The sequence below is a fragment of the Escherichia sp. AM3 genome, assembly GCF_032029835.1.
Lineage (GTDB): Bacteria > Pseudomonadota > Gammaproteobacteria > Enterobacterales > Enterobacteriaceae > Escherichia > Escherichia coli.
In genome coordinates this window covers 1-11,067 of the sequence record NZ_JAVUPQ010000096.1, presented here as the reverse complement: position 1 = coordinate 11,067, position 11,067 = coordinate 1, and the positions used below count along the sequence as shown (strand labels likewise).

Sequence of the window (11,067 nt, the reverse complement as noted above, 5' to 3'; positions counted from 1 at the left end):
CGCTGACCCGGCGGCGTGTTTGCCGTTGTTCCGTGTCAGTGGTGGCGCATTATAGGGAGTTATTCCGGCCTGACAAGCGAAAAATATAAAAACTTTATCGTTCGCTCATTTTTCAGGCAAAACATCTTAAATATAGTCTTTTCCGTCTAACTTATAGACAAAAACGAGCCCCGAAGGGCTCGTTTTATCATTTACTGGACGGCGACAATCCGGTCTTCATTAACTTCCAGGCGAATCACTTTACCCGGAACCAATTCACCAGACAGTATTTGCTGTGCCAGCGGGTTTTCGATCTGCTGCTGGATAGCACGTTTCAAAGGACGTGCACCATAGACTGGATCGTAACCGTTCTCGCTCAGCAGTTTCAGCGCCTCGTCAGAAATGTGGATTTCATAACCACGTTCTTCCAGACGTTTGTACAGACGTTTCAACTGAATCTGCGCAATCGAGGCAATGTGCTGTTCACCCAGCGGATGGAAGACCACCACTTCATCAATACGGTTAATGAATTCCGGACGGAAGTTATGGCTTACCACACCGAGCACCAGCTCTTTCATGTGCGCATAATCCAGTTCACCGAAGCGTTCCTGAATCAAATCGGAACCGAGGTTAGAGGTCATAATGACAACCGTATTACGGAAGTCGACCGTTCTCCCCTGCCCGTCAGTCAGACGACCATCATCCAGTACCTGCAACAGAATGTTGAAGACATCCGGATGCGCTTTTTCCACTTCATCCAGCAGGATGACGGAATACGGACGACGACGCACAGCTTCGGTCAGGTAGCCACCTTCTTCATAACCGACATATCCCGGAGGCGCACCAACCAAACGAGACACCGAGTGTTTCTCCATAAACTCGGACATATCTATACGGACCATCGCCTCGTCGCTATCAAACATAAAGTTCGCCAGCGCCTTACAAAGCTCTGTTTTCCCCACACCCGTTGGGCCGAGGAACAGGAATGAACCAATCGGGCGATTTGGATCCGCCAACCCCGCACGGCTACGGCGAATAGCGTTAGATACCGCATCAACCGCTTCGTTCTGACCAATGACGCGATGGTGCAGTTCTTGCTCCATACGCAGCAGTTTTTCGCGCTCGCTTTCCATCATGCGAGAAACCGGAATCCCCGTCCAACGCGCCAGCACTTCAGCAATTTCGGCGTCGGTCACTTTATTACGCAACAGACGCATAGTTTTGCCTTCGAGCTGCGTTGCGGCTTCCAGTTGCTTTTCCAGTTCCGGGATTTTGCCGTATTGCAGTTCAGACATCCGCGCCAGGTCCCCCACACGGCGAGCCTGTTCAATAGCGATTTTCGCCTGTTCCAGTTCCGCTTTAATGGTCTGCGTACCAGAAAGCGATGCCTTCTCTGCTTTCCACTCTTCTTCTAACTCGGAGTACTGACGTTCTTTGTCGCTCAGTTCTTCGTTGAGCATATCCAGGCGTTTTTTACTGGCTTCATCAGACTCTTTCATTAACGCCTGTTGTTCCAGTTTGAGCTGGATGATACGACGATCGAGTCGGTCGAGTTCTTCTGGTTTTGAGTCAATCTGCATACGAATGCTGGATGCTGCTTCATCGATCAGGTCGATGGCTTTATCCGGCAGCTGACGGTCAGCAATGTAGCGATGAGACAACGTCGCCGCTGCAACAATTGCCGGGTCAGTAATTTGCACATGGTGGTGCAATTCGTAACGTTCTTTCAGGCCACGCAGAATCGCAATGGTATCTTCAACAGAAGGCTCGGCAACAAACACTTTCTGGAAACGACGTTCCAGCGCAGCATCTTTTTCGATGTACTGGCGATATTCGTCAAGCGTCGTGGCACCTACGCAGTGCAATTCACCACGCGCCAGCGCCGGTTTCAGCATGTTTCCGGCGTCCATTGCGCCATCGGCTTTACCCGCGCCGACCATGGTATGTAATTCGTCGATAAACAGGATGACGTTGCCTTCCTGTTTGGCAAGATCGTTAAGCACGCCTTTTAAACGTTCTTCAAACTCACCGCGATATTTCGCCCCAGCCACCAGCGCGCCCATATCCAGCGCCAGTACCCGGCGGCCTTTCAACCCTTCCGGCACTTCGCCGTTGATAATACGCTGCGCCAGACCTTCAACGATGGCAGTTTTACCGACGCCGGGTTCACCAATCAGTACCGGGTTATTTTTAGTACGACGTTGCAGCACCTGAATGGTACGGCGAATTTCTTCATCACGACCAATCACCGGATCGAGTTTGCCCTGTTCGGCTCGTTCGGTAAGGTCGATGGTATATTTTTTCAAAGCCTGACGTTGGTCTTCAGCACCTTGATCGTTCACGCTTTCACCTCCACGCATTTGTTCAATCGCTTGAGTAATGTTGGCGGTGGTCGCCCCTGCTGCTTTCAGGATGTCGGCCAGCGTGCCGCGAGACTCAAGTGCCGCCAGAACGAACAGTTCTGACGAGATAAAGTTATCACCACGTTTTTGCGCCAGCTTGTCGCAAAGATTAAGAACGCGCACCAGATCCTGTGATGGCTGGACATCACCACCAGTACCTTCAACCTGCGGTAAACGATTTAATGCCTGATTGATATCTGTGCGCAACTGGCCAGCATTTATGCCAGCTGATGTTAACAAAGGACTAACCGAACCCCCTTCCTGATTCAGCAGGGCGCTCATTAAATGAAGTGGTTCGATGAATTGGTTGTCGTGCCCGAGTGCAAGTGATTGGGCATCGGCAAGAGCAAGCTGGAATTTATTAGTAAGACGATCCAGACGCATAACTCCTCCCATAACGGATCAAAGTTGCTACTGGAGATTAAATGAGGTCATCCCTCAATTATTCAAGGTTATTGACCAGATTAATGTGAAAAGAAAATCACGCGTACCGGATCGTCTTGATTCTTTAGGTTATATCAGCCAAATGAAACTTGCCATACGCCCGGTGGTCTTGTCGCGACGATAAGAGAAGAAAGTCTCATTTTCCGTATATGTACAACGGTCGCCGCCGAAAATTTGTTCAACACCAACGCTCGCCAGACGCTGCCGGGCAAGCAGATAAATATCCGCCAGATACTTATCACCATGCTGAATGAAAGCTGTACTCGCTTTGGCGTCTGCTGCCATAAACGCCTCGCGAACCTTCGCCCCCACTTCGAACGCGCGTGGACCAATTGCCGGCCCTAACCAGGCGAGAATATTTTCCGGATTATCAGCAAAACAGGAAACTGTCTCTTCCAGCACGCCTGCGCACAGTCCACGCCAGCCAGCATGAGCGGCGGCGACTTCCGTTCCCGCTCGATTGCAAAACAGCACAGGGAGGCAGTCGGCAGTCATCACTGCGCAAACCGTGCCAGGCGTATTGCTATAAGAGGCATCTGCTCGTTTTGAGGCATAAGGTTCGCCAGTAAGCTTAAGCACATCTTTGCCGTGTACCTGCTCAAGCCAGACCGGTTTAGAAGGCAAATTGCCCGCAGCAAAAAGTCGCTTGCGATTCTCCTCAACGTGATCCGGGTTATCGCCACAATGGGCACCGAGGTTGAGCGAGTCATACGGGGGCAAGCTCACGCCGCCGATACGAGTAGAGCTACAAGCCGCAACACCCTTTGGCAGCGGCCACTGCGGGACAATCAGCTTACTCATAACCAGTCCACTTCATCCTTATGTTCTTCGAAATCGGCGCGCATCACCTCAATCAGCTCCACCATATCTTGTGGAATAGGCGCATGCCATTCCATTTCGATGCCGGAGATCGGGTGATAAAGACGCAGCATGGTTGCATGTAGCGCCTGGCGGTCAAACTTACGCAGCGTGGAGATAAATGCTTCCGAAGCACCTTTTGGCGGACGCGGACGGCCACCATAAACCGGATCGCCCACCAGCGGATGAGTGATATGGGCCATATGCACGCGGATCTGGTGCGTACGTCCAGTTTCCAGACGCAACCGCAGACGCGTGTGCACACGGAAGTGTTCCATGATGCGATAGTGAGTCACCGCTGGTTTGCCCATCGGATGCACCGCCATATGGGTACGTTTGGTCGGGTGGCGACTGATTGGCTCGTCCACTGTGCCACCTGCGGTCATATGACCAATCGCCACCGCTTCATACTCACGAGTAATTTCACGCCGTTGCAAAGATTCGACTAAACGCGTCTGAGCCGGAACGGTTTTTGCCACAACCATCAGGCCAGTGGTGTCTTTATCCAGACGATGGACGATGCCCGCACGCGGTACATCGGCAATGGGTGGATAGTAATGAAGCAACGCATTCAGTACCGTGCCATCCGGGTTACCCGCGCCAGGATGTACCACCAGGTCGCGCGGTTTATTAATGATAATAATGTCTTCATCTTCATAGACGATATCCAGCGGGATATCCTGCGGTTCAAAACGCGCTTCTTCTTCAATCTCAGCGTTGATGGCAACCTGCTCGCCACCCAATACTTTTTCTTTCGGCTTATCACAAAATTTGCCGTTAACCAGCACTCGCTGGTCGAGGATCCATTCTTTTATTCGCGAACGTGAATAATCCGGGAACATTTCGGCCAAAGCCTGATCTAAGCGTTGACCGAGTTGGTTTTCGGACACCGTTGCAGTGAGCTGTACTCGTTGTGCCATATATACTGCTTCTTCGTTTATCGTTGGGGTTTTACGGCTTTGCCGTTTAATATAGTGTGCTATTGTAGCTGGTCTTAACCGGGAGCAGGAACAGAGAATCTCCCGTATTACATTTTGAGGAAAGTCAAAACGTCATGACGCGCATGAAATATCTGGTGGCAGCCGCCACACTAAGCCTGTTTTTGGCGGGTTGCTCGGGGTCAAAGGAAGAAGTACCTGATAATCCGCCAAATGAAATTTACGCGACTGCACAACAAAAGCTGCAGGACGGTAACTGGAGACAGGCAATAACGCAACTGGAAGCGTTAGATAATCGCTATCCGTTTGGTCCGTATTCGCAGCAGGTGCAGCTGGATCTCATCTACGCCTACTATAAAAACGCCGATTTGCCGTTAGCACAGGCTGCCATCGATCGTTTTATTCGCCTTAACCCGACCCATCCGAATATCGATTATGTCATGTACATGCGTGGCCTGACCAATATGGCGCTGGATGACAGTGCGCTGCAAGGGTTCTTTGGCGTCGATCGTAGCGATCGCGATCCTCAACATGCACGAGCTGCGTTTAGTGACTTTTCCAAACTGGTGCGCGGCTATCCGAACAGTCAGTACACCACCGATGCCACCAAACGTCTGGTATTCCTGAAAGATCGTCTGGCGAAATATGAATACTCCGTGGCCGAGTACTATACAGAACGTGGCGCATGGGTTGCCGTCGTTAACCGCGTAGAAGGCATGTTGCGCGACTACCCGGATACCCAGGCTACGCGTGATGCGCTGCCGCTGATGGAAAATGCATACCGTCAGATGCAGATGAATGCGCAAGCTGAAAAAGTAGCGAAAATCATCGCCGCAAACAGCAGCAATACATAACAGAAACCTGAAACACAAAACGGCAGCCCTTGAGCTGCCGTTTTTTTATTCTGTCAGTTGTGAAACTGAAGCGATTTAGTCGCTATCGATCTCATCAAATATGGCTCGCTTTGAGATATTCCTCAAGTAAAAAAACACCTCTTCCTGCGATTTCTCACAAAAAAGATTCGTTGACAAAAAGTGACAAAATTATGAGATTTTCATCACACATTTTGACATCAGGAACGGTATGCTGAATTCACCAAGACGGGAAGACAAGAGGTAAAATTTATGACAATGAACATTACCAGCAAACAAATGGAAATTACTCCGGCCATCCGCCAACATGTCGCAGACCGTCTCGCCAAACTGGAAAAATGGCAAACACATCTGATTAATCCACATATCATTCTGTCCAAAGAGCCACAAGGGTTTGTTGCTGACGCCACAATCAATACACCTAACGGCGTTCTGGTTGCCAGTGGTAAACATGAAGATATGTACACCGCAATTAACGAATTGATCAACAAGCTGGAACGGCAGCTCAATAAACTGCAGCACAAAGGCGAAGCACGTCGTGCCGCAACATCGGTGAAAGACGCCAACTTCGTCGAAGAAGTTGAAGAAGAGTAGTCCTTTATATTGAGTGTATCGCCAACGCGCCTTCGGGCGCGTTTTTTGTTGACAGCGTGAAAACAGTACGGGTACTGTACTAAAGTCACTTAAGGAAACAAACATGAAACACACACCGTTTTTCTTCGCATTCTTTTTTACCTTCCCCTGAAAGGGAGGCGTTTCGTCGTGTGAAACAGAATGCGAAGACGAACAATAAGGCCTCCCAAATCGGGGGCCTTTTTTATTGATAACAAAAAGGCAACACTATGACATCGGAAAACCCGTTACTGGCGCTGCGAGAGAAAATCAGCGCGCTGGATGAAAAATTATTAGCATTACTCGCAGAGCGGCGCGAACTGGCCGTCGAGGTGGGAAAAGCCAAACTGCTCTCGCATCGCCCGGTACGTGATATTGATCGTGAACGCGATTTACTGGAAAGATTAATTACGCTCGGTAAAGCGCACCATCTGGACGCCCATTACATTACTCGCCTGTTCCAGCTCATCATTGAAGATTCCGTATTAACTCAGCAGGCTTTGCTCCAACAACATCTCAATAAAATTAATCCGCACTCAGCACGCATCGCTTTTCTCGGCCCCAAAGGCTCCTATTCACATCTTGCCGCTCGTCAGTACGCTGCCCGTCACTTTGAGCAATTCATTGAAAGTGGCTGCGCCAAATTTGCCGATATTTTTAATCAGGTGGAAACCGGCCAGGCCGACTATGCCGTCGTACCGATTGAAAATACCAGCTCCGGTGCCATAAACGACGTTTACGATCTGCTGCAACATACCAGCTTGTCGATTGTTGGCGAGATGACGTTAACTATCGACCATTGTTTGTTGGTCTCCGGCACTACTGATTTATCCACCATCAATACGGTCTACAGCCATCCGCAGCCATTCCAGCAATGCAGCAAATTCCTTAATCGTTATCCGCACTGGAAGATTGAATATACCGAAAGTACGTCTGCGGCAATGGAAAAGGTTGCACAGGCAAAATCACCGCATGTTGCTGCGTTGGGAAGCGAAGCTGGCGGCACTTTGTACGGTTTGCAGGTACTGGAGCGTATTGAAGCAAATCAGCGACAAAACTTCACCCGATTTGTGGTGTTGGCGCGTAAAGCCATTAACGTGTCTGATCAGGTTCCGGCGAAAACCACGTTGTTAATGGCGACCGGGCAACAAGCCGGTGCGCTGGTTGAAGCGTTGCTGGTACTGCGCAACCACAATCTGATTATGACCCGTCTGGAATCACGCCCGATTCACGGTAATCCATGGGAAGAGATGTTCTATCTGGATATTCAGGCCAATCTTGAATCAGCGGAAATGCAAAAAGCATTGAAAGAGTTAGGGGAAATTACCCGTTCAATGAAGGTATTGGGCTGTTACCCAAGTGAGAACGTAGTGCCTGTTGATCCAACCTGATGAAAAGGTGCCGGATGATGTGAATCATCCGGCACTGGATTATTACTGGCGGTTGTCATTCGCCTGACGCAATAACACGCGGCTTTCACTCTGAAAACGCTGTGCGTAATCGCCGAACCAGTGCTCCACCTTGCGGAAACTGTCAATAAACGCCTGCTTATCGCCCTGCTCCAGCAACTCAATCGCCTCGCCGAAACGCTTATAGTAACGTTTGATTAACGCCAGATTACTCTCTGACGACATAATAATGTCGGCATAAAGCTGCGGATCCTGAGCAAACAGTCGCCCGACCATCGCCAGCTCAAGGCGGTAAATCGGCGAAGAGAGCGCCAGAAGTTGCTCAAGCTGAACATTTTCTTCTGCCAGATGCAGCCCATAAGCAAAAGTAGCAAAGTGGCGCAGAGCCTGAATAAACGCCATATTCTGATCGTGCTCGACAGCGCTAATACGATGCAGCCGAGCGCCCCAGACCTGAATTTGCTCCAGAAACCATTGGTATGCTTCCGGCTTACGTCCATCACACCAGACCACAACTTGCTTTGCCAGGCTACCGCTGTCCGGGCCGAACATCGGGTGTAACCCCAGTACCGGGCCATCGTGCGCCGCCAGCATGGCCTGTAATGGTCCATTTTTCACTGATGCCAGATCAACCAGAATACAATCTTTCGGTAAAGGCGGTAATTTGCCGATAACTTGCTCAGTAACGTGGATTGGCACACTAACAATCACCATTCCGGCATCGGCAACAATATCAGCCGCTCGATCCCAGTCATGTTGCTCCAGAATCCGCACCTGATAACCCGATAGTGTCAGCATCTTCTCGAACAGGCGTCCCATCTGACCGCCACCGCCGACGATAACCACCGGACGCAGTGACGGACAAAGTGTTTTAAATCCTTTGTCGTTTTCACTGGAGTAAGATTCACGCATCACCCGACGCAAAACATCCTCAATCAGATCTGGCGGTACACCCAGAGCTTCCGCCTCTGCGCGCCGCGAGGCCAACATAGATGCCTCGCGCTCCGGAACATAAATAGGCAGTCCAAAGCGGCTTTTCACCTCGCCCACTTCAGCAACCAGTTCCAGACGCTTCGCTAATAAATTCAGCAGCGCTTTATCGACTTCATCAATTTGATCGCGTAATGCGGTCAATTCAGCAACCATAATAAACCTCTTAAGCCACGCGAGCCGTCAGCTGCCCGTTCAGATCCTGATGAATTTCACGCAGCAAGGCATCGGTCATTTCCCAGCTAATGCAGGCATCGGTTACGGATACACCGTATTTCATTTCACTGCGCGGTTGCTCGGAAGACTGATTGCCCTCGTGGATATTACTTTCGATCATCAGACCAATAATTGAGCGATTGCCATCTTTGATTTGAGCAACCACGGATTCTGCCACCGCAGGCTGACGGCGATAATCTTTATTGGAATTACCGTGGCTGCAATCTACCATCAGAGACGGGCGCAGTCCCGCCTGTTCCATCTCTTTTTCACATTGCGCAACATCCGCAGGGCTATAGTTCGGCGCTTTACCACCGCGCAGGATCACATGGCCGTCCGGATTCCCCTGAGTTTGTAGCAACGCAACCTGCCCTGCCTGGTTAATGCCAACAAAACGGTGCGGCTGGGCGGCGGCGCGCATAGCGTTAATTGCTGTTGCCAGACTGCCGTCGGTGCCGTTTTTAAAACCAACCGGCATGGAAAGCCCGGAGGCCATTTCACGGTGAGTTTGCGATTCCGTTGTACGAGCACCAATTGCTGACCAGCTAAACAGATCGCCCAGGTATTGCGGGCTATTCGGATCTAACGCTTCCGTCGCCAGTGGCAGTCCCATATTCACCAGCTCAAGCAGCAATTTACGCGCGATCTGCAGCCCGGCTTCTACATCAAAAGAGCCATCCATATGGGGATCGTTAATTAACCCTTTCCAGCCGACAGTGGTACGGGGTTTTTCAAAATAGACGCGCATTACCAGATAGAGGCTATCGCTGACCTCTGCGGCAAGGGCTTTAAATCGACGAGCATATTCCAGAGCAGTTTCCGGATCATGAATGGAACAAGGACCACATACTACCAGCAGACGAGGATCGCGCCCGGCGATAATATCTGAAATGGTTTTACGCGAGTCAGCAATCTGGGCTTCTTGTTGCAGGCTCAATGGAAAAGCGGCCTTCAGTTGTTCCGGAGTCATTAAAACCTGTTCGTCGGTAATATGTACGTTATTCAGCGCGTCTTTTTGCATGATGGCGATCCTGTTTATGCTCGTTTGCGATAGTTGATCCTCAGCGAGGATGACGTAACGATAACACATAAAGTAAAGTTTTCAATCCATATTTCGTACATTTTTATTTACACAGGCAATTTAGTCGCGATTTCAACCCTTACTTCTGTATAGATAAATTTACACTCCCTTTGAAAACAATCCGCTATGCTTTGAAAAAGGAGAAAGAAATGATGAAAAAGTTTATCGCCCCCTTGTTGGCTTTACTGGTTAGCGGATGTCAGATTGATCCTTATACTCACGCGCCAACCTTGACCAGCACCGACTGGTATGATGTTGGTATGGAAGATGCGATATCGGGCAGCGCCATAAAAGATGACGATGCATTTAGCGATTCACAGGCGGATCGCGGTCTATACCTTAAAGGATATGCCGAAGGACAAAAGAAAACTTGCCAGACCGATTTTACTTATGCCCGAGGACTTTCCGGTAAAAGCTTTCCTGCCAGCTGCAACAATGTTGAAAATGCCAGCCAACTGCATGAAGTATGGCAAAAAGGGGCTGATGAAAATGCCAGCACAATACGATTAAATTAATTAAAACCCCACAAATAAATTAAACATAAGATTTTACTCATTGTGTTTTATTTCTCACATTGATGACGATTGCATGAAAAAATGATATTTTAATGAGCATTCTGAAAAAATATCGATGCATTTCGAGCGAAGATGGTGGGGATCCCTGAATGCGTTTTTCTCACCGACTGTTCTTACTTCTGATTCTCCTGCTGACGGGAGCACCAATACTCGCTCAGGAGCCTTCTGACGTTGCGAAAAACGTGCGTATGATGGTTTCCGGTATTGTCAGTTACACCCGCTGGCCTGCGCTATCAGGGCCACCAAAGTTATGTATCTTTTCATCTTCACGTTTTAGTACCGCCCTACAAGAGAATGCCGCGACATCTTTGCCTTATCTGCCTGTCATCATTCACACTCAACAAGAGGCGATGATTTCAGGCTGCAATGGTTTTTATTTTGGCAACGAGTCACCGACATTCCAGATGGAATTAACCGAACAATATCCGTCAAAGGCGTTATTATTAATTGCCGAACAAAATACCGAGTGCATTATTGGTAGCGCCTTTTGTCTGATCATCCACAATAATGACGTCAGATTTGCCGTAAACCTGGATGCCTTATCGCGTAGCGGTGTAAAGGTCAACCCGGATGTCTTAATGCTCGCACGGAAGAAAAATGATGGATAACGATAATTCGGTAATGACTCCAACTTATTGATAGTGTTTTATGTTCAGATAATGCCCGATGACTTTGTCATGCAGCTCCACCG

General features: G+C 49.4%; 12 protein-coding genes and 1 other annotated feature. Of the genes, 6 read left to right on the top strand and 6 right to left on the bottom strand.

Annotated elements, in window-relative coordinates:
* Positions 1–191 precede the first annotated feature (191 nt).
* From clpB to rluD, 3 genes are all read right to left on the bottom strand, one after another.
* On the bottom strand, positions 192–2,765 hold the full coding sequence (gene clpB / locus RTW80_RS21365; protein WP_001235102.1) for an ATP-dependent chaperone ClpB: 2,574 nt from the start codon (positions 2,763–2,765) through the stop codon (positions 192–194).
* A gap of 129 nt (positions 2,766–2,894) precedes the next feature.
* Positions 2,895–3,626, bottom strand: coding sequence for a purine nucleoside phosphorylase YfiH (yfiH, locus tag RTW80_RS21360; RefSeq protein WP_000040139.1), 732 nt, complete (start codon positions 3,624–3,626; stop codon positions 2,895–2,897).
* The gene (rluD, locus tag RTW80_RS21355) at positions 3,623–4,603 is read right to left on the bottom strand and encodes a 23S rRNA pseudouridine(1911/1915/1917) synthase RluD (RefSeq protein ID WP_063119148.1); all 981 of its coding nucleotides are present in this window, start codon (positions 4,601–4,603) and stop codon (positions 3,623–3,625) included. Before rluD ends, yfiH begins: the two co-directional genes overlap by 4 nt.
* 134 nt (positions 4,604–4,737) lie before the next feature.
* Here rluD and bamD point away from each other — a divergent pair, with 134 nt between their 5' ends.
* The 4 genes from bamD to pheA all read left to right on the top strand — a co-directional run bounded on the left by bamD (position 4,738) and on the right by pheA (position 7,496).
* Positions 4,738–5,475 (top strand): outer membrane protein assembly factor BamD, encoded by a 738-nt coding sequence (gene bamD / locus RTW80_RS21350; RefSeq protein WP_000197686.1) that lies wholly within the window; start codon positions 4,738–4,740, stop codon positions 5,473–5,475.
* A 270-nt stretch (positions 5,476–5,745) separates the two neighbouring features.
* Positions 5,746–6,087 carry a ribosome-associated translation inhibitor RaiA gene (gene raiA, locus RTW80_RS21345; RefSeq protein WP_000178456.1) on the top strand — a complete coding sequence of 114 codons (342 nt, stop codon included), beginning with the start codon at positions 5,746–5,748 and terminating at the stop codon, positions 6,085–6,087.
* A 102-nt stretch (positions 6,088–6,189) separates the two neighbouring features.
* Positions 6,190–6,314, top strand: a sequence feature (Phe leader region).
* Complete coding sequence (gene pheL / locus RTW80_RS21340) at positions 6,191–6,238, top strand: pheA operon leader peptide PheL (protein ID WP_001386991.1); 48 nt, start codon at positions 6,191–6,193, stop codon at positions 6,236–6,238. It overlaps the preceding feature by 48 nt.
* Positions 6,315–6,335: 21 nt before the next feature.
* Entirely contained in the window at positions 6,336–7,496 is a 1,161-nt protein-coding gene (pheA, locus tag RTW80_RS21335) for a bifunctional chorismate mutase/prephenate dehydratase (RefSeq protein WP_000200120.1), read from the top strand.
* Between the two features lie 42 nt (positions 7,497–7,538).
* Here the strand turns inward: pheA and tyrA are convergent, their stop codons facing one another.
* Both tyrA and aroF read right to left on the bottom strand, forming a co-directional pair.
* Positions 7,539–8,660, bottom strand: a complete 1,122-nt coding sequence (gene tyrA / locus RTW80_RS21330; RefSeq protein ID WP_063119150.1) for a bifunctional chorismate mutase/prephenate dehydrogenase — start codon at positions 8,658–8,660, stop codon at positions 7,539–7,541.
* A 10-nt stretch (positions 8,661–8,670) separates the two neighbouring features.
* The gene (gene aroF / locus RTW80_RS21325; RefSeq protein WP_001168045.1) at positions 8,671–9,741 is read right to left on the bottom strand and encodes a 3-deoxy-7-phosphoheptulonate synthase AroF; all 1,071 of its coding nucleotides are present in this window, start codon (positions 9,739–9,741) and stop codon (positions 8,671–8,673) included.
* A gap of 209 nt (positions 9,742–9,950) precedes the next feature.
* On the opposite strand from aroF, the gene RTW80_RS21320 reads away from it, so the two are divergent.
* Together RTW80_RS21320 and RTW80_RS21315 are read left to right on the top strand one after the other, a co-directional pair.
* Positions 9,951–10,316 (top strand): DUF2799 domain-containing protein, encoded by a 366-nt coding sequence (locus RTW80_RS21320; RefSeq protein ID WP_000976004.1) that lies wholly within the window; start codon positions 9,951–9,953, stop codon positions 10,314–10,316.
* A gap of 149 nt (positions 10,317–10,465) precedes the next feature.
* Complete coding sequence (locus RTW80_RS21315; protein WP_001212391.1) at positions 10,466–10,984, top strand: YfiR family protein; 519 nt, start codon at positions 10,466–10,468, stop codon at positions 10,982–10,984.
* A 24-nt stretch (positions 10,985–11,008) separates the two neighbouring features.
* On the opposite strand, the gene RTW80_RS31600 is transcribed toward RTW80_RS21315, so the two are convergent.
* Positions 11,009–11,065, bottom strand: a complete 57-nt coding sequence (locus RTW80_RS31600; RefSeq protein ID WP_003032489.1) for an IS1 family transposase — start codon at positions 11,063–11,065, stop codon at positions 11,009–11,011.
* Between the last annotated feature and the right edge of the window lie 2 nt (positions 11,066–11,067).